General features: G+C 54.5%; 21 protein-coding genes and 1 tRNA gene. 7 read left to right on the top strand and 15 right to left on the bottom strand.

Features of this window, described 5'->3' with window-relative positions; translation table 11 throughout:
- Positions 1-3: 3 nt before the first annotated feature.
- The 5 genes from AC2FI7_RS06710 to AC2FI7_RS06690 form a co-directional block, all read right to left on the bottom strand.
- On the bottom strand, positions 4-1314 hold the full coding sequence (locus AC2FI7_RS06710) for a radical SAM/SPASM domain-containing protein (RefSeq protein ID WP_010443353.1): 1311 nt from the start codon (positions 1312-1314) through the stop codon (positions 4-6).
- On the bottom strand, positions 1311-3071 hold the full coding sequence (locus AC2FI7_RS06705; RefSeq protein ID WP_010443354.1) for a ferritin-like domain-containing protein: 1761 nt from the start codon (positions 3069-3071) through the stop codon (positions 1311-1313). Before AC2FI7_RS06705 ends, AC2FI7_RS06710 begins: the two co-directional genes overlap by 4 nt.
- A complete protein-coding gene (locus AC2FI7_RS06700) occupies positions 3064-4737 on the bottom strand; it encodes a hypothetical protein (protein WP_496815616.1) in 1674 nt (557 codons plus the stop codon). The genes AC2FI7_RS06705 and AC2FI7_RS06700 overlap by 8 nt, the downstream gene beginning before the upstream one ends.
- 39 nt (positions 4738-4776) lie before the next feature.
- Entirely contained in the window at positions 4777-6342 is a 1566-nt protein-coding gene (locus AC2FI7_RS06695; RefSeq protein WP_010443356.1) for an FAD-binding oxidoreductase, read from the bottom strand.
- 123 nt (positions 6343-6465) lie between these two features.
- Entirely contained in the window at positions 6466-9771 is a 3306-nt protein-coding gene (locus tag AC2FI7_RS06690) for an adenylate/guanylate cyclase domain-containing protein (protein WP_496815615.1), read from the bottom strand.
- 400 nt (positions 9772-10171) lie between these two features.
- Between AC2FI7_RS06690 and AC2FI7_RS06685 the strand changes: the two genes are divergently transcribed.
- Positions 10172-10525, top strand: a complete 354-nt coding sequence (locus AC2FI7_RS06685; protein WP_496815688.1) for an Arm DNA-binding domain-containing protein — start codon at positions 10172-10174, stop codon at positions 10523-10525.
- On the opposite strand, the gene AC2FI7_RS06680 is transcribed toward AC2FI7_RS06685, so the two are convergent.
- The 4 genes from AC2FI7_RS06680 to gntH all read right to left on the bottom strand — a co-directional run bounded on the left by AC2FI7_RS06680 (position 10443) and on the right by gntH (position 15632).
- Positions 10443-11546, bottom strand: coding sequence for a HupE/UreJ family protein (locus AC2FI7_RS06680; RefSeq protein WP_496833288.1), 1104 nt, complete (start codon positions 11544-11546; stop codon positions 10443-10445). The genes AC2FI7_RS06685 and AC2FI7_RS06680 overlap by 83 nt on opposite strands.
- Positions 11547-11706: 160 nt before the next feature.
- Positions 11707-13476 (bottom strand): hypothetical protein, encoded by a 1770-nt coding sequence (locus AC2FI7_RS06675; RefSeq protein WP_496815613.1) that lies wholly within the window; start codon positions 13474-13476, stop codon positions 11707-11709.
- A complete protein-coding gene (locus AC2FI7_RS06670) occupies positions 13427-14236 on the bottom strand; it encodes a hypothetical protein (RefSeq protein WP_496815612.1) in 810 nt (269 codons plus the stop codon). The genes AC2FI7_RS06675 and AC2FI7_RS06670 overlap by 50 nt, the downstream gene beginning before the upstream one ends.
- 64 nt (positions 14237-14300) lie before the next feature.
- A complete protein-coding gene (gene gntH / locus AC2FI7_RS06665) occupies positions 14301-15632 on the bottom strand; it encodes a guanitoxin biosynthesis MBL fold metallo-hydrolase GntH (RefSeq protein ID WP_496815611.1) in 1332 nt (443 codons plus the stop codon).
- A gap of 165 nt (positions 15633-15797) precedes the next feature.
- Between gntH and AC2FI7_RS06660 the strand changes: the two genes are divergently transcribed.
- Together AC2FI7_RS06660 and AC2FI7_RS06655 are read left to right on the top strand one after the other, a co-directional pair.
- A complete protein-coding gene (locus AC2FI7_RS06660; protein WP_496815610.1) occupies positions 15798-17132 on the top strand; it encodes a tetratricopeptide repeat protein in 1335 nt (444 codons plus the stop codon).
- 277 nt (positions 17133-17409) lie between these two features.
- Entirely contained in the window at positions 17410-17622 is a 213-nt protein-coding gene (locus AC2FI7_RS06655) for a hypothetical protein (protein ID WP_496815609.1), read from the top strand.
- Between the two features lie 214 nt (positions 17623-17836).
- Here AC2FI7_RS06655 and AC2FI7_RS06650 read toward each other — a convergent pair whose 3' ends face one another.
- Positions 17837-18025: a hypothetical protein gene (locus AC2FI7_RS06650; protein ID WP_496815608.1), complete on the bottom strand. Its 189-nt coding sequence runs from the start codon at positions 18023-18025 to the stop codon at positions 17837-17839.
- Positions 18026-18083: 58 nt separating this feature from the next.
- Entirely contained in the window at positions 18084-18320 is a 237-nt protein-coding gene (locus AC2FI7_RS06645; protein ID WP_496815607.1) for a hypothetical protein, read from the bottom strand.
- Here AC2FI7_RS06645 and AC2FI7_RS06640 point away from each other — a divergent pair.
- Positions 18312-18482, top strand: a complete 171-nt coding sequence (locus tag AC2FI7_RS06640; RefSeq protein ID WP_496815606.1) for a hypothetical protein — start codon at positions 18312-18314, stop codon at positions 18480-18482. The two genes, AC2FI7_RS06645 and AC2FI7_RS06640, sit on opposite strands and share 9 nt — an antisense overlap.
- 67 nt (positions 18483-18549) lie before the next feature.
- On the opposite strand, the gene AC2FI7_RS06635 is transcribed toward AC2FI7_RS06640, so the two are convergent.
- Complete coding sequence (locus AC2FI7_RS06635; RefSeq protein ID WP_496815605.1) at positions 18550-18732, bottom strand: hypothetical protein; 183 nt, start codon at positions 18730-18732, stop codon at positions 18550-18552.
- Between AC2FI7_RS06635 and AC2FI7_RS06630 the strand changes: the two genes are divergently transcribed.
- A complete protein-coding gene (locus AC2FI7_RS06630; RefSeq protein ID WP_496815604.1) occupies positions 18731-19042 on the top strand; it encodes a hypothetical protein in 312 nt (103 codons plus the stop codon). The genes AC2FI7_RS06635 and AC2FI7_RS06630 overlap by 2 nt on opposite strands.
- A gap of 308 nt (positions 19043-19350) precedes the next feature.
- Here AC2FI7_RS06630 and AC2FI7_RS06625 read toward each other — a convergent pair.
- Positions 19351-19426, bottom strand: a tRNA-Trp gene (locus AC2FI7_RS06625).
- Positions 19427-19558: 132 nt separating this feature from the next.
- Here AC2FI7_RS06625 and AC2FI7_RS06620 point away from each other — a divergent pair.
- Positions 19559-20263 carry a lysophospholipid acyltransferase family protein gene (locus AC2FI7_RS06620; RefSeq protein WP_496815603.1) on the top strand — a complete coding sequence of 235 codons (705 nt, stop codon included), beginning with the start codon at positions 19559-19561 and terminating at the stop codon, positions 20261-20263.
- A gap of 66 nt (positions 20264-20329) precedes the next feature.
- Here the strand turns inward: AC2FI7_RS06620 and AC2FI7_RS06615 are convergent, their stop codons facing one another.
- A complete protein-coding gene (locus AC2FI7_RS06615) occupies positions 20330-20536 on the bottom strand; it encodes a hypothetical protein (protein ID WP_010443359.1) in 207 nt (68 codons plus the stop codon).
- A 370-nt stretch (positions 20537-20906) separates the two neighbouring features.
- Here AC2FI7_RS06615 and AC2FI7_RS06610 point away from each other — a divergent pair, with 370 nt between their 5' ends.
- Entirely contained in the window at positions 20907-21248 is a 342-nt protein-coding gene (locus AC2FI7_RS06610) for a RidA family protein (protein WP_260024731.1), read from the top strand.
- A 149-nt stretch (positions 21249-21397) separates the two neighbouring features.
- Here the strand turns inward: AC2FI7_RS06610 and AC2FI7_RS06605 are convergent, their stop codons facing one another.
- Positions 21398-22318, bottom strand: coding sequence for a GT-B fold glycosyltransferase domain-containing protein (locus tag AC2FI7_RS06605; protein WP_496815602.1), 921 nt, complete (start codon positions 22316-22318; stop codon positions 21398-21400).
- Positions 22319-22322: the final 4 nt, after the last annotated feature.

Here is a 22322-nt window from a genome sequence, read left to right as displayed (position 1 = left end):
CGATCAGGCAGAGGCGGCCTGCGTAGGCACACCAAAATAATCGGGCCTCACTTCGGACAAGCGGACATAGGCCTGAAGGCAATAGTGCAGCCAGCCGCGAATGTAGTCGCAGGCGGGGCGTCCGCGGTGGATGACCTCGTGATGACACCCACCGCCACATAGATACCGCGCCCAGCACGTATTGCAGGGTGACTGGATGTGCACGTGACGGTCCGCCAACCAGTTTTCGCGTCGCAAGTCGGGGCCATCATAGACATCGCCCATGGCTCCGGCTTCGTCCTCGACAAAGCGATGGCAGGCAAACAGGCCGCCATCGGCGGAGACGCCGAAATATCCGCCCCCTGCCCCGCAGGCATAGGGCCGATGGGTGCCGCGATGGATTTCCTGCATCGCCGCCGCCATGTTTGAAAACGGATACCGCCGTCCCTGAACCACCGCCGCCTCGAACACCTCACCGCAGCGGATCATCTGAGTCAGCATTTCGTTTAGATCGTTCCTGTTTAGCTCATGCTGACCGTTGGGCGAAGCCAACATCGGCGAGAAGCCGATCGAGTGGAAACCCATGCCAACGAACTGCTCCAGCGTCTCTGGAAGGTTCATATTCTGCGGCGTGACCGTCACCCGAGCCCCGACCTGCATCCGGTGCTGTGCGGCCAGAAGGGGTTCGACCCGTTTCAGGATCGTGTCGAAACTGCCCCGCCCAGCACGATTTGGGCGCAGTTTGTCGTGAACCTTGCCCACGCCATCCAGACTAATGGTGACTGCAAATCCATGTGCCTCAAAAAACACCGCGTCTTCGGGGCGGAGCAAGGTCCCATTGGTGGTGATCGAGAATCCAACGCTCAATCCGTTTGCCTGCGCCTGTTCCACAGCATATTCCGTAGTGCGCTGCACCAGATCGCGGTTGATTAGAGGTTCTCCACCCAGATAGGCGAGGTTGATCCGCACACCGGGTTCGGCTTCGGCCACCAGCCGATCAACCGAGGCCTTGGCGACTTCCCACTCCATATTCCGCGCAGGGCCGCCAAATTCGCCACCCGCCGCATAGCAATAGGTGCAAGCCAGATTGCATTTCTGCGCCACGGCCAGTGACAGCGAGCGCACGGGCAGGTCCTGAGGCGGTGTATCGTCGATGAACGGCCTGCCATCCAACCCCATGGACCTGAGGAAAGCGCTCTGGCCCGCGGTGTTCATCGCCGCAAACCGGCCCGCCGTGCCCTCGGGGACGTCGAACACGCGCGAGCCATCGATGGCGAGCATGTGATCTCCATGCCCTGTTTCGAAGAAATGCACCTGTGCGGCGGGTGCGATCACGCCTTGCCCTCCGTCCAGAAGGGAATGCCGATGCCTTTGGCGGCCAGCGCTTCGCCCTCGACCCGGAACAGTTTCATGTCATCGCGCACCTGCTGGATAAAGGTCTGCGACTCTTCGAATTTGCCATCCGCTTCAAGCGTATAGGCATTGGCCAACCCATCCTTGACCTTAGCGTAGAGTTCCAACGCTGTTTTGGCCTGCTCTTCGGTCCCGACCTCAATCGGGCGCAAGTAAGCAGGAGTACCTTCGCCGGTATCGTACTTGGCCAGAACATCCTTCATCTGGCTAAAGCGCAGGAAATGCTCGTCCCCGTCGGTGTCGATCCGCACCGCCAGCGCATAGAGACGGCGCTCGGGGAATAAGTCCTCCTGCTCCAGCGTTGCAACACATTGCGCATAGGCGCGGTCGATAAAGCCACCGGGGCGCTCGATCTCGATGAAATCCGCAAGCGCCTCGGCCGTCAGTGGCCTCAGCGCGCGGGGCTGCGTCTTACCCTTGCCTGCTGGCAGGGTTTCAGACGGGGTCAGGATGGGTTCATACCCTTCTGGCTCAAGCTCCCAAAGCAGTTGGTTCGCCCAGCGCATATGGGTCATCTCGCCAATCGCGACCTCCAGCACGGAACGCCGGGCAAAGATCAGGTCGTCCTTCAGCGTCGGCCATTTCTGGGTGTCCGCCGTTTCGGGATCCGCCAGCGAGAAATAGGCATAGAGATACTGCAGGCTCAACGTCATCTCCATCGCGGCCAGGCGCGTCTTGAGGTCCTCGATCATCGCCTCCGGCGTGTCATAGGGTTCCACGCCCGGCATTTCGGGGTCGACCTCATAGACCTCGCCGGTTTCGCGGCCTTCGACCACGATCGGCAGCTCGCTCCACATCTGGTTCACCTGATAGTGGTCGATCTGATAGGGGCGGTTCTGCTCGACCGTATTCAGCGCTGCCACATTGCCGGATGGCGACTTGTCCGAACGCAGCCAATCCAGATAGGTCTCGGCTTCGATCGGGTTCTTCGACTGGCCCGAAGGCAGCTGGTCGTCATGGGCTACCTCGGCCATCACCACATCGGGATGGTTTGAGGGCCAGTAGTGGCAGCCGCAATCGCGGAAGTCATGGGACCACGGGTTGCACAGACTCTGCGTCAATTCTCCGGGATCATAGGCTTCGTTGAAGACACCCGCCTCGGTCCGGTACTGGCGGCGGAATCCGTGCAGGACCACCTGCTCAGTATCCACGCTGCCTTCGTGATTGCGCCGCTCCAGAGCAATACTGACCGGTTTGTCATCGCCATGTTCCAGACTGCGGATAAACCGCCAGATCATCAGCCCGTCATAGGGCGTGCCGTCTTCCTCATTGAAAGTGATGCGCTTGCCGCTTTGTTCGACCCATGACAGGAACCAGCGCCCTTGGCTGAGCTTTGCGCCCACGTCGCCGCTGTAGGCCTCCAGCAAGGTCTGCACCCATTCTTCGGGGCTGTTGTCAGGCAGCATCGGGTCGTAGAAATAATCGACAAAGACCAGATGGAAGCCCTGTGAATTCTTCGGCGCCTCGGGCACGGGGTTCAGCGGCACGCGCGCGGCGTTGAAAACCAGACCGGGGAAAAAGCGCCGATCAAGGTTGCGTACATCCATTTCCAGACCGGGAAAGCAATTGCCCACCGATCCATCCAGTCGCGTGTTGTCAGGGTTGCCCGGTACCTTATAGGCCGCGCGGGCGGTCAGGTTGCGGGGTTTGACGCGGATGTGGCCGGGTTGATCAGACATTCTGAGCCTCCGATTCCTGTGCAACCAGATAGTCGATGAACGAGATCACCAGATGGTATTGCCTGCGAGACAGGGATAGCGGGTAATAGTTGGAATCACGCATATAAGGCGGCATCCGCGCGTCATGCATCGAGTCGCGGATGATCCGGGGATCGCGGAACTCCGGGTTCGGGGCCTGATCGGGGTTCGGGTCGGTCTCAAGTTCGGTCAGGATGCCGTAAGGCGGGCGCAGCAGCGTTTTCACAAAATCCGGGCGGCGACGTAGGAAATCCAGCAAGTTGGCCTCGTCGATCAGTTGCTCATGCACAAACTTCGTCGCCACCGTATAGGGCAGCCGGTCATTGGGCACGGAGTTCGAGAAGACCGAGATCGGCTGCGGCCGGATCAGTTCGTCAATCTTGTCAGGCGGCCTTGCATCCTCTTCCGTCATGGATTTTGCATCGGTTGATGGCAGGCCCGGCGTTGGGGAAATCCCGGTCTTGGCCTGCAGCTTGGCATTATCTTTCAAGCCCTGCGCCCGGATATCATCCAGGTTGATCAGGCTGTTAGTCTCGAAGGCGCGGCGGAAGATATCAACCACCTCATCCTTAGCCTGCGTGTAGTTTTGTTCGGTCACTGAAATCAACGACAGATCACGGTCTGCCAGATCATCTTCAAGGCTGTAAAACGGCCTAGTATCCGGCGCAAAATCGGGTGGGCCGGTCATGATCGTCGCGCGCGCCGTCAAGCGCTCGCCACGCACGGCGAGCGTTGCTTCGATCACGCCATCACTGGTGTCGTCTGCCACGCCCCAGGACTGGTCATTGCCGACGCGCGCACCGTCGTAACTGTCATGCGGCTCTGGGTCATCTGAGGTGCCGGACATCATGACCCATTTCGACCAAGGAGTGTCGGGGTTCAGGATGCGGTTCTGTTCGGGCACTATTTCATGGATACGGCCATATTCCGATTTCGGCGGGTCGTTCTGGTATCCCGGAACCGCCAGCGTCGCCGGGCCGTAGGCTGCATCGGGCGGGCCATAAACCTCGCCCTTGGGAGGCATGAACCGCAGACGCAGGATGCTGCGGTCGATGAATTCTCCCTCGACCGGTTCATCATGACCCTGCACCGGATGGATCGCGCGGATTGAGCCCAGCGGGATCGGGTTGTGCTCATAGACCATCGGCTGCTGTTCCGAGGTGTAGGGGCTAAAAGCCAGCAGGGGTTTCGGGGCGAAATCCTGCCCCGCAATCTCGACCCGAGCGCGAAATCCGCAGGCCGCGTCACCAGTCCGACGCTCTGCCTTGGTGTTTCCGACGGTGACCGAATAACGCACGTTTTGCAGCGACAGGCCTTGATCGTCGAGCAGATCCAGCGTCAACGGTGTCTCATATTCCTCGCCCGTCTCGGCGTCATGCATCCGCGCCCACAGCTCAAAGAACGGAGCAACCGGACGCAGTGCGCCGCCTTCGTCGCGAAAGCGGATCGTGTCGGGGTCGGGAAGATAGGCCGAAACGCTGCCATCTTCGAGTTCGCGCAGGGTTATGTTCGAGCGGATGACCGTCTTGTTGTTGCCATGGGCATCCATGTCCTGCTGCCACTCATAGCTTTCCAGCGGTGTTTCACCCGGCCCCAGGCGAGCAACCGCCATGGGTGGCAGAAAGAAAATCTCTCGGATCGTGTCCATGCTGGGCCCTCCCCCGTTTGGCCTTGGCTACCCCCGCTTTCAGGGGTTCGAATAGGTCTCAAAAGTGATGGTCATATCATCAAAGATCGACTCGGACGTATCGCGGATAATGTCCGGCGGCGCATCATCCGGCACCGGTGAAATGCTCTGCTGATAGTGGAAGAAATTGCCCGGATCGAATTTCCGCTTCACGAACAGCAGCGAGTTGAAATATTCGCCCCAATACTGCCAGCGATAGTTCTTTTGAGTCCGACGGGGGTAGTTCTGATAGACCCGGTCGATGAAATAACCTTCTTCGGTCATCAGTTCCATGAACCCATCAAGCCAGGGCACGACGATCTCTTTTTCTTCTTCCGACACCCAGAACACATCAACGTAGAAGTTCAGCGACACATCACGGTGGATGAAGGCGTTACCCTCTTTGCCCAGTGGCATCCGGTTGATCGCGCCGCCATAGGGTTCGATCGCAACCGCGCCATAGGCGTTGGGCGTGCTGTCGAGGTAGTCCACGACGCGCTGCCATTCGCCCGCGTTGAGCTGGCGTTTGATATACCCGGCCTGCTTATCTTCGCGCGCCTGATCGGGCACGACAGGGATGTCGTACTTGTCGTCGTAAAGCCACGAGTTGATTTCCTGATAGGTGCCATAATTCCGGTCATCAGGCCCCATCTCGCCGCCGATTTCTTCGCTGAGCAAGGGCTGGATAAATGCGTTGCCCTCTTCGGCCGTCCCATCATAAAGCGCCGACACCAGCAGCACTTTCTTATCGCCCTGAAAAGCAAGGAAAATATAAGCTCCGAACCGATCATCATCGCAGGTGCTCATATAATTGGCCTGAAGGAACTCCAACGCCTTTGCGGCTTTGTCCAGCGGCCATGTGATATGGCAGCCCCAGACCATAAACAGCGGGTGCAGCTGGTAACGGATCTCCAACAACACCCCAAAATTGTTGCCCGTCCCGCCCCGGATGGCCCAGAACAGGTCGGAGTTCGTGTTTTTGTCCGCGATCACTATGCTGCCATCCCACAGCATCACGGATACGCCCAGGACATTGTCGCAAGCCATCCCGTAGCGGCGAGAGGTAAAGCCATAACCGCCACCCATCATGAAGCCTGCGACGCAGACATCCTGACAAGCCCCGCCCGGCACATGCAGGTGATAGGAATTCAACTCAGAGTTCAGCATCTTGAACGGCGTACCCGGACCGACATAAGCCATCGGCACCTCAGGATCGACGGTGACATACCGCATTTTGCTGGTGTCCAGCACCATCTGGTTGTTGACCGAATACCCCGCCGTGCTGTGGCGACCAGACCGTGCCACAACCCACAAGTCGTGCTCACGTGCGAAAGCAAGACTGGCGCGCACATCCTGAATGGTCTCGCAATAGACGATGATCTCAGGGTAATCCTGAAAGGCCGGATTCCAAACCTGCCGGTCATTGTTGTAGTCGGGGTCGGTGGGCAGAGTGACCGTTCCGATCAGTTTCTTTTCAAACGCGCGTATCTGCTCGGGCGTGATCGAGTGATATTGCTGCAGCGCCAGATCAGTGCGGCTTTGCGCCACAATATCCTTGGCCAGAAGCGTTTTGCTGATCTTCTTCATCGGGTCTCCTCACACCAAATGAATTGGTAGCGTGGAAACGCATATCCCCACGCCACAACTATGAATTTTCGGTATCATCCCATATCTGCCGCTGTCCAAGCTGGCAGCAATGGCCCCTGTCGGTCAAGTGGTCGTTTCCAATAACGCTCGCGCCTCTTCCAGATCCGCCAGGTAAGCGTTCGATTCGAAATGGGACAAAGCGGTGTTAAGTGCATCGCCCGCAGGCTTTCCATGGTCCAGCCGCCAACGTGTCAGCGCAACCGCTGCACGCAGTTCGTACAAGTGTGCCCCTTGCCGTCGCGCCGTTTCGATCGACCGCAACAGCAAAGGCTCTGGGTCGCCCCCGGTGCCGGCAACAAAACTGGCTTCGATTCGCAGCTGTTCAGCTTCGGCCCATTTCTCTTCGGTTTCAGCCAGCATTTGCGCCGCGTGCGACAATGTCTGCTTAGCCGCTTTATGATCACCAGCGTTTATAAGAAGCTCGGCAATCAGAGAGGGGAAGAAACATTTGTAGTTCCCGGCCCCGACTGCCCACCAGTCCTCTGATGCTTGGCGCAGATCATCGATATGCGCAATATCCGAGGATTCGGTCGCGTTGGCCCAGCTTTCCCACAATCGCGCGATGGTGGCCATGAATGGCAGCGAATGCTCTTCAGCAACTTTGGACAACGCTTCGACATCCTGCTGCAACGCGGGTATGTCGCGTGCCAGCAGATGAACCTTGCACATATAGACCAAAATCTGCGCTACACTGTGGGCGTGCTTTAATTCCTTCGCCCAGCCCAAAGCCGTGCGTTGAATCTGCAAGGCTTCTTGGTGCCGCCCCATGAGGCAATAACACGTACCCAGGAACGCCGAAGTAATGGCGGCGTGATCAGTCCCATAGACATAGGCCAACTGACTGTGTTGATCAAAATCATATAGCGACCAGGCCTGTTCGAGATGGGTTTTTGCCTTAGGCAGATTACCCAAATGCAACTGCACAGCACCCATCGCGCGATGGCCCACCATTCGGTGTTCAGTCCTGCCGCTTTCCGCTGCCAGATCAAGAATTTGCGCCGATACATCTTGCGCCAACCGATATTCGGCCCGCACCAGATGGAAGGCATACAGCCCGTTAAGAACCGGAAACAGCCTGTCGGTCTCATCCGCTCGATGGCAGAGGTCTCGCAACCGCCCATACGCTTCGCCTGTGGCATCCCCTGAGATACCGCTGGTTGACCGCAGCACTCCGGCGCGCAGGATTTGAATATCAATCTCTTGCAGATCTCGATCTTTGCTTTTGGGAAGATCTGCTAGTTGATCCAGAGCTTTTGATAGATGCGTCAACGCCTCAGTTTGGGCCGAACGTTCAATCGCCCGCCGCCCGGCGCTTTGCCAATGCATCACCGCCTCATCCGCACGGTGCGCTAACGTGTAGTGCTGCGCCAGTAGCTCGGGTTGAGTCTGGGCAAGCTGTGGCTGGCTTTCAAGCAACGCACCTGCCGCCCGGTCGTGCAGCACCTGCCGCTCCGTGCGCAGCAAGCTGTCATAAGCCATGTCGCGTATTAATGCGTGGCGGAAGATGAACTCATCTTCTGCCTCATCCGGAGCCTGCAAAATGATACCGGCAGAGGAAAGCTGTTCCAGCCCAGCCTCCAAGACCGTTGGAGACAAAATTGAGACCGAGGCCAGCAACGCGATTGAAAACTGTCGACCAAAGACAGCACCAGTTTGTGCAACCTCTTTGGCGGTTCCCAGCCGGTCCAAACGCTCCATCAGAGAATCCTTGAGCGTATTCGGAACAGAAAGCGCTGGCAGTGGACCGCGCAAGGCATAACCCTGGTCGGTCAGTCTTAGTTGTCCGGATTCCAACAGGCCGCGCGTTACTTCTTGAACAAAAAGCGGAATGCCATCGGTTTTGGCCGCGATCAGATCGCAGACTTCGGCTGGAATAGAATTCCCTCCTGCCACTTCCGCCACGATCTCGGCAATGTCCCGGTTTTCCAGACGCTTCAGCGGCAAGTGCAACGTTTTGTTGTGGTGCCCCCAACCTGGATCAAATCCAGGGCGAGCGGTTATAACAATCAATACCGGCAAATCCCGGATGCGCTCGATCACCCGGTCGGTCAGCGACAATGTGGTCGGATCGACCCAATGGGCATCCTCAAACAACAGTAAGACAGGTTTCTCATGAGCCAACGCTGCTAATTGCTCGGTTACTGCATCAAGCGTCTGTTCAAGTTTCGCCTGTGGCGGCAGATCAAGCGGACCTAATGAAGCGTCTGCTTCAACACTCAACAAATCGGCGATCAGGCGCACATGCTCACGCGGATGATGTCGCAGGAGGTAAGAGAGTTTCCCGAGCTTCTCGTCGTCGCTGTCGGCTGGCGTGAACCCCGCCGCGCGCTCCAAATGCTGAATGATCGGATAAAGCGCCGAGTTGGCGTGAAATGGTGAGCACTGAAAGTTGAGCCGAAGTGCGCCCTGATCCTCCAGCTCTTGGCTTAACCCCTCGATCAAACGTGATTTGCCAATACCGGCTTCACCAGAAACCAACACAGACTGACCGGCACCCTGACAGGCCTCCTGCCACTTTTCGATCAGTTTGCGAAACTCAACCTGCCGCCCGACAAGTTTCCCGGCCCCGGCATCCGGCATGATGTCAAATCTACGCTCGATCCGTGCCTGGCCTGTAACTGTCCAGGCCTGGACCTGCTCCGAAAATCCTTTCAGTGCGAATGAACCCCGATCCTCCAACTCAAATGCATTGCCAATCAATCGCCGGGTCGAAGGGCTGATGATCAGGGTATTTGGCTCGGCCAACGCCTGCAGTCGAGCGGCCAGATTGGGTGTGCGCCCCATAACCACGTCATGTTCTTTCAGCCCTTCGCCGTGTATCTCGCCCACAACGACAAGGCCCGTCGACACCCCGATCCGCGCGCTCAGTTTTTCCTGACCTTCGATGCGGGCCAGCCCGCCCAAAATATCCAATCCGGCATGAACAGCCCGTGACGCTGCATCTTCAAGCGCATGAGGGTAACCGAAATAGATCATCGCCCCATCGCCCATGAAGCTTGCAACATGGCCACCAAACCGAGCAACTGAGGTTGAGCAGATTTCTTTGAACCGTCGCAGCAGCTCACCCAGATCTTCCGGGTCCAGACGTTCTGACAGGGCGGTCGATCCAACGAGGTCGACAAACATGACAGTCAGTTGCCGTCGCTCAGCCACAATCTTCCCATGGCCATGAATAGGTGCCGGATTCGCCTCGCGCGCCTGACCCAAAGCTGCCGACAGTCGGCGCCTCGGACCCAACGGGAGCCCCATATCGATCAGGTCGTGTTCAGAGAGATGAACAAGATCAGCCAGAGAGACCTCGTTGGCAGTAAATACGGGGGCGTATTTGGTCAGCCCGAGCCCTTCAAGAAATACGTCGATCTCTGCCATTATCCCCATTTGCCCCAGATTGGCTCCGGGCTCCCCTACCCGGTCAGGCTTATTGCCAGCAGCACAAAAGTCGAGCGACCTTAGCACGTTAGGCGGACAACCCTGATGGCCTCTCCGCAAGCCTAGTTCAAGCTTTTTCTTTCTTGCCCTAAACGTCAAGAGAATTGAGTCTGACGTGCGCGCCAAATACACGTGTCTGTCGCAGCGACATCATCGATTTGAGAGAGTGGCAGGGGCAGCAGGTTTCGAACCCGCGACCTACGGTTTTGGAGACCGTCGCCACAACCTATCCCCAAGTACTTACCCATATTTAAGCATCTGTTTTTCATTGACTTTACGTACTTTTGAATATCCCGTAATCGGCGCACATACACAATTTTCCGCACAAGAAACGCACAAAATGATGGCACGATTTAATGAGAAGAAAGCTAGTGAACTTAAGCCCGCCAAAACCGGATATGAAGTTCGCGACGAAATCGTTCGAGGCCTGGTATTGAGCGTCGGGAAAAAGGGGCAGAAAGTCTGGGAGGTTGTCTTACTTGTTGGAAAGCGGCGGCGGCGGCAACGTTTGGGGACTTACCCGGCAATCTCCGTAAAGGATGCCCGAAAACGAGCGGAAGCCGCGTGTCAGATTGCCAACGGCTGCGTGCTTTATGTCAACAACGCAAGTATCAGAGAAAGAACTCTGCCCGTTCAACTACCCAAACCATCGCGACCAGACTTGCGCACGCGGCAACGGCAGCGCGAGAGCTGACCCAGATACGGCCTGGTTGTTTACGCAGCAACAACACCAAGGGCCAGACCAATAGAACGATCATGACTTGTCCAGCCTCTACTCCAACATTGAAGGCCAGCAAGCTGTGCCAAACGTTTGGTGCATCAACTCGTAGAATTTGATGCAACATGAAGGAGAAACCAAACCCGTGCAGCAACCCAATCCCGGACGTGATGGCAAAAGCCTTCAGGTCGCCGTTTCCTTTCTCTGGTGGCCAAACCGCTATCGCAGCAGCGTAGATAATTGAAAGTGCTATTGCCAACTCGACAGTTGGGATGAACCACGCTCCGCTCGGCGCGAAGCCAAAAAAACCTAAAATCAGTGTTACCGTGTGGCCCAATGTAAACCCTGTGACGCGGGCTAATAGGCTGTGTAAGTTCAATGCACCGATGATCATGCAAAGCACAAACAGAACGTGATCGGGACCTTCCAAAATATGCCGAATGCCTTCGACAAAGAAGGTCGAAGCGGCTGCGGTTGCTGATCCGGAAACTTCGACCGGGGTATGCATCAGGCCCCGCGCACGAAATGTCCGAACATCCTGCCCGTTATAGTCGAGGATCAGGTTCGCCGTGTCCTCTTGCCCAGGAAGCCCCGGATCAGAAGTGTAGGATAAACTGTATGCTCCAACCTCTCCCGACACAAAGCGCAGGTGCACGTCAACCATCAACTCGCCAACATAAATCTCCTCGGTTGTTGGAAAAACATCTCTTGGCGCAAGTGCCGAGCGTGCCTCATTGAGCGTAGCAAACCCTGGCTCTTGTCCCAATGGGTGCAGTCTTATCGAGACGATTTTGGATGTTTGTCGGTGACCGTCGATAGATAGCACAAAGCTGTTTTCAGCAATACGAGCCAAGCCGGTTGGGTCTTTGTGAAATGCGGCCTGATCCCAGTAGTGCATGAGCACGCCATCTTCGATCACATTGTATGTGTACGGAGCCGGTGCAGGCAAACCGACTGTACCTTCGGGACCGACGAGTTCCGCAACCAAATAAGGCATCGGGAGGCGCAAATAGACATCTAGGCCATCTTCCGAATGGGCAACATGATGGATTCGGACATTCTGGTTTAGATTGAAATGCGCCTCTGCTCTGCCTGAACACAAAAAGATCATGGCAAACAGGAACGTTGTATAAAACAACCTCGCGATAGCCACTGAATTACCCTCCTGTTTTGGCGCTGATAATCGTCAGGTCATCAAGCATCCAATGGTCGCCATGCCGCGAAACATCTAGCAAGCCACGATAAGAAACCGCTTGCCTATGTAGATGCCCCCAATGACCTCCGCTTACACGGGCAGTCCAATTGGCGAGGGCCTGATGCTGATTTCTGTCTTCACCGGGCGTGAAGCTCTCGACATTCAGGTCTGAAATCGCTTCGACGCGAGCCATGGCACCAGAGGGCAAGGTAACTGAAAAGCCACGACGCATTTCTGCTTGAACCTTGTCGCGATTAATTGCTTCGACATATGGCTCCATCGCACCTAAGGCATTATCATCTCGCGTCTCAAGCATCGTAGTTCCGATGTTGGTCACTAGCCCTTCTATGATTTGACGCGTCGCCATCTCATCCGGCTCGGGCGCAGTTGACGGGTTGTTCAGAGAATATGTGACGATCGCAGCGGCACCGAATGCTCCGGACAGGCCAAGCAAGATCAGACGCTGACTATTTGCACGCTGCAACGAGTAATAGGCGCATATCAAACACAGAAAACCTAAGCCGAACGCAAACGATGGCACCTGTGTTACACCCGCGACTTTGACGACAACCGGGCTCGTCTTTGGGTTTGTCCAAGTTTTCAGGTGATTGTTCCAATATACAACTGGATCGGATGCATAAATCTGCGAGGGGACTGCCCCTGCCGGATCGGAGATGGTGATCGGAATAATATCCAGACCATCTGGGAAAAGTTCCCATGCCAGATCAACTCGGTTCGGCAAGGTCTCAACCGGATAAGAAAGGACAACGCCCAGTAACAGCGTCTTTCGGTTTGCCTCCGCCTCATCCGGAAGAACACGCAAGCCTTCGGCCCCAACTTCGATACGTGAGACCTGTACCGTTTCCGGTTTCATCGGCTTGCCGTCTACGGCGAGCGGGTTTCTATTCGCAAGAAATTCCGATACGCCAGACTTGATCCTGGCGACATCATCTGGAGTTAATCGCTCTGCGCCTCCCAAGCCCAGATCGGCCCAAGTTTCGAAATCTTTCAAACGCAATATGATCTCGTGCCGGACGACACGCGGCTCCATGGCCAGGAACGACATCATAGGGGACTTGTGGTGGCGGGTGAGATTTGGGTTTTCAAATTTTGTAAACCACGGATCGTTCCAATCTGGACGCATGGTCTCAGCCTGAGAAAGGTAACGATAGTCTGTCACCGGAACACCCATATGCTCGGCCACAACGCCAAGTGAAGCCGAGGGAATCCCGTCTGAATTTAGCGGGGGAATGAATGTGATCCGTTCAGGCTTGCCATTGAACGGAAACTCCATATCCACGTAAACGACATTTTCGCTGCGCGGTCGCGTTCGATACTGAGCGCTCGCTGCTGTTTGCCGGGTAATTCTAGGGCGCACATCAATCGTATTCGTTGTGCTGGTCAGTTCCTCTTCATCTGCCCAGACTTGAAGGTTTTGACCCGTACGCTCAGCCAGCGACCTACCCGAACCATCATCTGGAATGACGAAAATGGGATAGTCGCCCAAATCGACCTCAAGGATAACGCGAACATGATCAGGCTGTACCGAAAGCTCAACAAAGTTTGGGGCGGTTTCTCCGCCGTAGGGGGACACGAGGTCAGCAATCGATTGGTTAGCGCCAATCGCCCAACTTGCGAGCGCCGAGCCCACCCAAACCCATGTCTTGCTGCAATCGCCGACCTTAGAAATGAAACGCGACGGCAGCATAGATACCATTCTGGTCAACATCATAGGCAAACTCCCCGCCCGAGCGGTCAGTGGAGTAATCAATTCCATAGAACTGATAGCCAAACCGCAGGGACGTGTTCTCCCAGCCTTTCCAATCAAAGCCAGCCAGAAGCAGGTATTGCAGGTCATCGCCATTCACGCCGAAGCCACTCAGTTCAGCACGGCTGGCGAAGCTCCATTTATCGTTGATCTCCATCGCATAGCGGAGCGCGATCATCGGCTCGAACCAATCTTCTGTTCCACCCAGCGTCATACCTGGGCCGGGGCCCGAAAGGTCGATCTCTTGTTTAAGGCGGTTCCACTGAACGCCAATTGCAGCGTCTGCTGCATAGCGTCGACCCGAAGCATTGACCCCGTTCGCAAATCGGTAGGCTCCTTGAACATTTACAAAGGTCTGTCGGACATCAACATCGACGTCTACTCGTCCGCCTTGCAGGGTTCCGTCTTCGCCAAGCCTTACATAGTACACTTCCGAGATGATCCCGAAGTCGCCGTTCCAGCCTTCGTAACGTACCGAAGCTGCGCCCTGTAGCACGTCCAGTACTTCGCTCAGACTCAGGTCCAGATCGACGCTTGTTCCATCTATAGTTGATGTGCCCGTAGTGCTGAGCGGAAGGAACAGATAAGGGGTAATCGAGTGCCGCCAACCACCTTCATCATCTTCAGAACGTGCAAGAGACTGGGCGTTGGCGGCATGAGATATCGCGACAAGCAACCAACCAACACAGACCAAATAGCGAGAAATCAATGAGGTATAGCGCATAGAGAGTTCCGATCAGAATTGAAAGAACCGGCGCATGTTGAAGTCGCGCCGGTCAAATTTGATATTAGTTGTCACCCGGATACGGGAACTCCTGCCCCAAAGCTTCCGAAGCTTCTTCGTAGATGGGTCTCAAGACGTCATCGACATCGTCAAAGCCACCCTTTGTGAAATCGGAAAACTCCATCACCTCCGGAGAAAGTCCTACCTTCTCAGCATATGAGGTCTTGTCAGCAGGGTTCGGCGGCTCAGCTGGTGAAGCGAGCGGCGGCGCCCAAGTGTGCTCTTCTGTTGCCGCCATCCGAACCGTAATCGCGTCTTTCGTGACATTCCAAACCATGAAGTCATCTGCCAGGCTTAGCGGACCATCATAAGTGCTGCGTATGCGTTCGAAAACATTGTTAGTTGTGTCGAAGTCATTAAAGAAATGATAGGCGACCGCCATTCTTGGCTCAATATCGCTCATGACTTTTCCGAACGCTTCGGGCGCTGTATGTACCTGAGTTCCAACCAGTAGCGCGGATTCGGGCGTAAATCCCATTTTTGCCACAAGATCTGGAACCGCTACAAAGCATTCATGGATGGCGAGGTCAGCGTTCTTAGCGTATTCCTTGAACCACTTGTTCGGATAAGTGTCTGAGCTAAAAACAAATTTTAACCCATTCCATTCCAGTGCGTAGCTGATTGCACCATCAATTGAATGGATGGCTGGAAACGTACGAATTTGGACGCCATTTTCTTCGTAAATTACCTCGTTCTCTAACCTGTAATCGAACTCATTAACCTCCATTGAATAACCGCGGAAATCAGTGACGCCTGCACGACCTGCCAGATCCCATGTGAGCATTTTTTGCATATGATCTAGTGCATATGCAGTACCAAGTTCTTCTGATGGTCCACTTGGGCCCCAAACCCGCAACGGAATATTCCGCCCCATCAATGCGCCACCGATAAACAAGTCATGCAATGCGCCGAAATGGTCGGTATGAAGATGGCCGATGAAGACCTTGTCCAAATAATTGTACGGGATTTGAAGGGAGGAAATTCGCTCGGCCGATCCCGAACCAATGTCGAACAAGAACTTGTCTCCATTGCCCAGTTCCACAAGGAAACACGCAGCAGCCTGAGCAGCTCGCGTTGTAGGCATTCCAGTTCCACACGCGATGACCCGCATCTCGTCTTCGGCGAGATCTTCAGTATTGGGGTAGTACACATCGCGTGGACGATCACGTACCATTGTCGGAGAAACTTCCTCCGTTTCCTGCGCGTATGCTGCCGAAGGAGCGACTACATCTATTAACGCATCAGTAATCGCTTGAGGAGAAACAGCCCAAGCGCCAAATATCACACCAATTGCGAAGTGCTTGCTAAGTCTTCTGTAGTTCATACCTTGGGCCATGTTTAATCCTCCAGTCGCTTAATAGATTGGCAAGCTGGTACTGCGGAGTTTCGCGCTCCGGCTCGCTGTTTTGGTTACAATGTTATGGTTTAAGAGACATTCACGTAAGTGACTCACGGTGAATAACAGGGTGACTCACGGGCCATTAAATGCAAAAATGCGAATGTGGCACGACAATTTAAAAACATCTCGGGCGGTCAGAAGCGCGCTGCCCTTGGCAGGTTGCTTGCCGACGCTCATTTGGATGGATCCGATAGGCTTCAGGCGTTCCTGACGTACATCGTCGACGAAGAGCTCGCTGGTCGGGGAGACCAAATTCGAAGCAAGACTATCGCTCAGGATGTATATGACCGCGATACCTCAGAGGGGACCGATCCGGAAAACATCGTACGCGTCGATGCACGGCGGCTTCGTCAGTTCTTGGAACTGCATTACGAAGGTATCGGAAAAGATGATCCGGTACGACTGTGTATCGATAGCGGTGGATACAGGCCGCGGTTCGAAACTGCCTCAGAAACCAATACAGTATCAATCTCAACAAAAGCCAAACGCTTTGGACTGCCCATTGGGGCGTTCACCATTGGGGCCGTCGTTGGTGCGTTGGTCGCAGTCGGTCTTGCCCAAGATGGACAGGAAACTGCTTCTGCCGAAGTGGGTGGCATAGCTGTAACTGACTCGAACGCGTACATGCAGCGCGTGGCAATTTACGAAAAATCCCCAGCTGCATTACAAGCATTCAATTTGGCGGAACAAGCGCGGACAATGATATTTCCGATCTTCGACCGACAACGCCAGCTACTGGTTCTGTCCGTATTCGAAGGCGTGATTGAGATCGATCCAGAATATTTCGGTGGATATGCTGGTGCTGCGCAGGCACTCGCGTCCCTTGCGGTGATAACTCCGCAGTCTGACGCCAAGACCGAATATGCTGATGCCGCCATGAAGCTGGCGAACCAAGCGGTTAGCCTAGCCCCAGACCAAGCCTGGAGCCAGTCTGCTAAAAGCTGGGCCTTTTTCGCCAATCGCGACTATGACGCCGCGCTGCAACTCAGTAGACGCGCATCAAAACTTGATCCAAATGATGGTGCTGTACTCGACTTTCTTGGTGCTGTGGCGATGTTCTCGGGCGAATTCGAGGAAGCAATTGCAACGGCTGACAGACTCTCTCTGCTAGGTTCCAGTAACCAACGATTTGCTAACAGAAATATCTCGGGCGCGACTTACTTTCATCTTGATGAATATGAAAAGACCGTAGAGCGCTTTGAGGAGGCTAAGCAACTTGGCGATCCGCTCAGCGCTCCTTCGCTTGCCTACGTTACGGCAGCGCTATCAGCCATGGGGCAAGATAATGCGGCTAAGGCCAAACTGGCTGAACTTGAGCGTGCGTGGCCCGACGCGCCAATAGCTGCAATGCTCAAAAGCATCCACAAAGATGTCGAGAACGCAGAAGCGGTGCTACGCGAGTTACGAAAACAAGGCTGGGTAGGCCCAGTACGATAGGGTGATGCATAACAGCGGGTAGCAGTGCCAAGGTCAAAATAATCGCTACTGGCGCGGGCAATCAGGTCGAAACGCACATCACTAGCGCGGAACCGAGATCGATAACGGAAGCCCAGATAAGGGACGTTCTGCGCGACTTTGCAAAGCCTGCTTTCTGCGCATTTCTGACGTCTACAGCCGGGAGGCCCGACAGGGCCAAGGGCAGTCAGCTTCTTTTTTAGGTTCCTTGTATCTACCCGCCCATTTACTTGGCGATTAAAACAAGGAGACCTGCAAAATGACCTATCTGAAACTATCGAAAATCGAAGATTCCATTGCGCATTTGGACCACTGCTCTAGCCGATGGTGGAAAGCAGCTCAGGCCCTCACAGGGCGTCGAATGGTCGAACCCTTGGAGGAAATGGGAGACCGTTGGAATCCCAACGTTTCAGGACTGGGCAGTGATGGTATCGACATTGAACAAATCATTACTGATTCCATGAAGCCGTGAAATTACATCCCCAAACGGCTATAATATGAAACGTCTTTCTTTGCTTAGTCGAGCGCTGCCCACGCTTTCATCATCCCAAGCGCAGCCGTACGATACACCTGATTATTAACCGGAACCTTATGGCCCATTGAGGCCCGCAGAGCTTCTCCCAGATGCCTGTCAATGAGGTTTGTTAACACAATCCCCATCCCGAACAGCCCCATGAATAGTCAGCTCATTTCTTGCCCCGCAAAAGCTCAACAGAGTGGGCAAAAATAGCAAGCAATGCTCCCTCTTGGCACACCACTTTTGCCAATTCCGTAGCGATCAATTCTTGCTGCGCGTATTGCTCACGATAGTACGTCTCAAAAGCTCTCTTAATTTCAAAGTATTCTTCGGTCTCAATCGTAGAATTTTTTTTCATATTGGGCCTCCTGGCCTGCTTTTGAGGTGTGCAGAAGGAGACGCAGCGGAACCCATCGTTAATATTTCCGAAACCCTGCATGATACTCAGGATCAGACCTCGGCAGATTAATAACCTCACCGTACTTCTTCAGAGCACGGGCAAACACAGCACCTTGAGCCTTCACGACAATCTCTGCTGCGCCCTTTTGATCTTCCGGCTCCTTGATAGCCAGACTGGGAAGACCTACAAGCTTTTCAGTTCCAAATGCAAAGTCGAGGCCGTCAGCCGACGCATGGAGCTTGAGATGGGCCATAAGATCACGTCTGGCGCTCACATCCAGTTTTCAGAAATGCGCCTACGCGAGCAAGGTCTCGACGAGCTGGCAGACAGGCTGGCCGCAGCTTTGGGGGAAGACAAACCCCGCGCCGCTTACAGCCATGACGAATACCAGCAAGCGAAGCGAAAACGACTTTGACCTGCCTGCCCTTCGCCAAAGCCTGAAGCAGCTGGCCGAGCTGGACCGTTCAGATCAGCCGAAAGCACTAGCCAAACTGATCGACCGTCGGGGCTTGGAGCTGGCCGACGCTGTTCAGGATGGCCGAGGCCGTAGCCGGATCAACATCGAGCTCGGTGGCGACCTGAAGCCTCACAACGCAAACCGCACTTTGCGAGTTAAAGCCGCAGACGTGGCCAAATTCATTGAGAAAACAAGGGAGATACGGCATGATCTCAGATCCGACAAAAGAACCATATCTCGCAATCGAGCGAGGCCCCGCTTCGGGATCTACTCTTGGTGATCATCTCGGGACAGGAACAGAATCACCAGAGCAACCAAGAAATGATCCGTCGCCAAAACGCACTGTTGAAGGTGCTGGTGGCGATAGCCAAGAGCTAACAAGTGAAGCGGTCGAGCTCGCGGTTGCCGCAAAATACCTCAAATCAGAAACCCGACAGTTCGCAGCCAACAGGAGTAGCGATTTGACTGCTGCCGATCTGGATACACCGCCCGATATCAATGATCCCTACATATTGTAGAAGCTGGCGGCAATTCTGAAGCGGCAGATGTCCAAGGCCAACGCTGTTATGTCGCTCGCGTTTCGTTTTGCTGCCGCTGATAGGTGAGGGGTCTTGGATGCATGCCAAGATACCAGAGCTCACGTACTAGATGATTCTATATGTGTTCATATTCAATTATCACCCAAGAAAATTGAACCCAAACTGCAAACCGTTTCATGCGGCTAGACGCAATGGAATCAGGTTCTGTTTTTTTGAATAACGCACAAAAAACAGCACAAAAAATTTTGGGCAGGCAAATGCAAATGCGTCTAAGTGTTTGATTTTTATGGCAGGGGCAGCAGGGTTCGAACCCGCGACCTACGGTTTTGGAGACCGTCGCTCTACCAACTGAGCTATACCCCTAGGCTGGGCCATCAGATATGCCACAGGCGCAGCGGACTCAAGAGGCTTTTTAAGTTTTTACCGCCGACAAAAAAGTTGCACCCCGCGCGCAGTTCTTTAAGACAAGGTTCGGCCAGTAAAAGGAGCGCTGCCTTGAGCATCCGCAAGAAAATCGCCGACAGCGAAGCCGTTCTGAACTGGGTCGCGCGGCGAATTGCCAGCTATATCAGGATGGTCAATCGCAACACAAACTGGCGGCGCATAGGATACGAAGAACTAGATCAACTGGCCGAACAGGGCGAACCTGTCATCGTGGTTCTCTGGCACCAGCGTCTGGCTCAGTCGCCTTACTTCTTTCCCTTGGACAAGGGCCGCATCTGCTCGATCACCTCTGCTGCCCGCGCAGGCAGTATGGTGGGCCGTGTGCAGAGATTGTTTGGTATGGACACGATCGCGATGTCCAGCCGCAAACGCCACGTCGCCTTGTCCCGCGAGGTGCTCGGAAAAATGAAGCAGGGCATCTCAATCGGAATCGCCGCCGATGGTCCCCGAGGTCCTGAACGGGTGTCTTCAACTGTACCGCTGGTGTGGGCGCGGACGTCGGGCAAACGTGTCTTTGGGATCACCTATTCCGCCAGGCACGGGCGCGAAGCAGGAACCTGGGATCGTCTGCTGATGCCCCGCCCCTGGCGCAACGAAGGCGTGTTCCTGTGCCGTGAGTGGACCGACCCAGTTCCGCGAAAGGCAACCGAAGAACAAATAGAAACGCTGCGGTTAAGTCTCGAGCAGCATATGAACGACATCACTGCCGAAGCCGACCGCATGATGGGGCGGGAGCCTTGGTCCAAAGGCACTTGATAACTCTCCAACGCAAAAATGCCCAAACGGATCAGCCCGCACCCGACTATTCCCAGTACATGCGAATCATGATTTGTATCTGGCACTGACCCGTTGTGCGCTTTCTGAAACGTCAGCAAGCTTGATGTCGAACCGTTTTCGCTCACGGCAAAAATCGCTGACATTGCAATCAACTTCGTGGTCATTTCCGCCTAGAACCGCGTCTCGCATATCCTCCAGATCCTTGCTGTGAAGGATTTGAGTTCCATAGTTGATGAATTCAAAACTAAACATGATTTCCCTCTGATCTCAGCGGTTCGCCGCTTCCGCGTTCCACGTCACTCGCTGCATTTCACAGGTGGGTTTTTAGTCTTTGATTGGGGTGAACGTCTGATTAAGAAAAGCCCTATTCGTGTTTCTTTTCACCTCTGCATTGTGGGCCCAAGATTATTCGATGAAGAATCTTCTCATCATCCCCGATGTATTCGAGGAGTTTGGTGTATCTTCAATGATCCAGAGTCCTTCTTCAGAACATATGTTCACGCCAAACTCGATCACCTCTAATTCAATTTCGCTGAAGCCCACTCAATAGAATTCTGTTTGCCAAGCAAGGCATCTTGTGACCAAGAACAACCATACCAAATCTAAGACAACGAGAATGCCCATGATTGAACGCATTGATACCGGCGAACGGTCCTCGAAAATCGTGAAGCACAACGGCGTGGCCTATCTGACTGGACAAGTTGCCGAGGGTGAGACGATTCAGGAGCAGGTTCAGATTTGCCTCAACAAAATAGATGCCCTACTCGTACAGGCGGGATCGTCACGAGAAAAAATGCTGCGCGTCACGATATGGCTGGCTGATATGAAGGATTTCGCTGGTTTGAACGAGGTTTGGAACGCTTGGGTTCCAACAGGCCACGCCCCTGCACGCGCTTGTGGTGAAGCCAAACTGGCACGCCCAGAACTGAAGGTAGAATTCATAGTGGACGCTGCCTGCGACTAAGTTCGCTGCAATCAAAAGGGGCCGCCCTTGTTCTTGGGTGGCCTTCTAAGTTTCGACGATGTGCCGGACTTGAGCCCGACCTACACCCTTGACCCGATGATTTCCAAAACAGCGTCGATGCCGAGAATGCGGTCACCTTTTTTCTTTAGTCAGGAATTTGGTCGCGGCTTTGGAATTGGTGTGGAGAGATTTACATGCGAGAGAGCTTTCGCATCAGAGACAACGCCTTTGGCCGAATAATACCGAATGAGATCGCCGTAGCTTTCGAATTCTGAACCGCTGGATTGAAAGACGAGATCCGCCAGATGCATCCTCCCCCGCACACGCAAGCGTCTGGGACGATGGTAGTGCAGCAGCCGAGTTCCCTCATCAGGTAGATCCGGGGTGTCGTTCCAGATACGACTAACTGAATTCAACGCGTCCTGACCATAACGGGCAATTGCTACTGGCAATGAAATCTGATCGAGCCAGGGTCTGCGTCCCCTCAATCCTGTCATCTTATCAATCTGTTGTGCAGTATCCAACCACAAGTCACCGAATGAACCAGTTGGAAAGAGTACCATCCCGGCATTGAAGAATGGATGTGAAAACTGTCCTAGTAGCAACTGAACCTTTGCTTCAGGTTTGGGCAGTCCAAATAACGCATAGACCTGACGCCAAACACGCGGGCGGTTTGTCCAGGCATTTCGCGTTTCCGGGCAGACCGATACTTTCTGCGGATTGGCTATCTCGGCAAACGATGTATTTTGCGTCAGAAACGTGTCGGTATCGAGAAACAGAGAGAAGTCAGCGTCTCTTTCCAGGGCAGCCCCTGCTATCTTGTTTCCCGCAGGATAGCCATCGCTAAACGGATTTTCGAGCACTCTGAGTTCAACATCTCTTGACGCCAACATTGTTCTCGTTTCCGGCTGCAACTCATCAATTCGATCAGACCGGCAATGTGCGTGCAGCGAATGATAGTCTTCGCAGAAAAGCTTGAGGGAATTGACTAATAAATGAGCCTGGACCTCAAGAGGTCCAGGCTCGACATTAAAGAAAACCGCAATTTTTTTTGTGGTTTTCTCGGGCATTAAC

The organism is Ruegeria sp. YTSA064, from assembly GCF_059610325.1.
This window is presented reverse-complemented; position numbering and strand designations above follow the sequence as displayed.

Coding starts and splice junctions, on each gene's coding strand:
- AC2FI7_RS06630 (WP_496815604.1), top strand. CDS start 18,731: ATGATCTCAGATCCGACAAAAGAACCATATCTCGCAATCGAGCGAGGC.
- AC2FI7_RS06635 (WP_496815605.1), bottom strand. CDS start 18,732: ATGCCGTATCTCCCTTGTTTTCTCAATGAATTTGGCCACGTCTGCGGC.
- AC2FI7_RS06680 (WP_496833288.1), bottom strand. CDS start 11,546: ATGCCTTATTTGGTTGCGGAACTCGTCGGTCCCGAAGGTACAGTCGGT.
- gntH (WP_496815611.1), bottom strand. CDS start 15,632: ATGGCCCAAGGTATGAACTACAGAAGACTTAGCAAGCACTTCGCAATT.
- AC2FI7_RS06655 (WP_496815609.1), top strand. CDS start 17,410: ATGACCTATCTGAAACTATCGAAAATCGAAGATTCCATTGCGCATTTG.
- AC2FI7_RS06615 (WP_010443359.1), bottom strand. CDS start 20,536: ATGTTTAGTTTTGAATTCATCAACTATGGAACTCAAATCCTTCACAGC.
- AC2FI7_RS06640 (WP_496815606.1), top strand. CDS start 18,312: ATGGGCCATAAGATCACGTCTGGCGCTCACATCCAGTTTTCAGAAATG.
- AC2FI7_RS06700 (WP_496815616.1), bottom strand. CDS start 4,737: ATGGACACGATCCGAGAGATTTTCTTTCTGCCACCCATGGCGGTTGCT.
- AC2FI7_RS06695 (WP_010443356.1), bottom strand. CDS start 6,342: ATGAAGAAGATCAGCAAAACGCTTCTGGCCAAGGATATTGTGGCGCAA.
- AC2FI7_RS06705 (WP_010443354.1), bottom strand. CDS start 3,071: ATGTCTGATCAACCCGGCCACATCCGCGTCAAACCCCGCAACCTGACC.
- AC2FI7_RS06645 (WP_496815607.1), bottom strand. CDS start 18,320: ATGGCCCATCTCAAGCTCCATGCGTCGGCTGACGGCCTCGACTTTGCA.
- AC2FI7_RS06605 (WP_496815602.1), bottom strand. CDS start 22,318: ATGCCCGAGAAAACCACAAAAAAAATTGCGGTTTTCTTTAATGTCGAG.
- AC2FI7_RS06690 (WP_496815615.1), bottom strand. CDS start 9,771: ATGGCAGAGATCGACGTATTTCTTGAAGGGCTCGGGCTGACCAAATAC.
- AC2FI7_RS06670 (WP_496815612.1), bottom strand. CDS start 14,236: ATGCGCTATACCTCATTGATTTCTCGCTATTTGGTCTGTGTTGGTTGG.
- AC2FI7_RS06650 (WP_496815608.1), bottom strand. CDS start 18,025: ATGAAAAAAAATTCTACGATTGAGACCGAAGAATACTTTGAAATTAAG.
- AC2FI7_RS06675 (WP_496815613.1), bottom strand. CDS start 13,476: ATGATGTTGACCAGAATGGTATCTATGCTGCCGTCGCGTTTCATTTCT.
- AC2FI7_RS06685 (WP_496815688.1), top strand. CDS start 10,172: ATGATGGCACGATTTAATGAGAAGAAAGCTAGTGAACTTAAGCCCGCC.
- AC2FI7_RS06610 (WP_260024731.1), top strand. CDS start 20,907: ATGATTGAACGCATTGATACCGGCGAACGGTCCTCGAAAATCGTGAAG.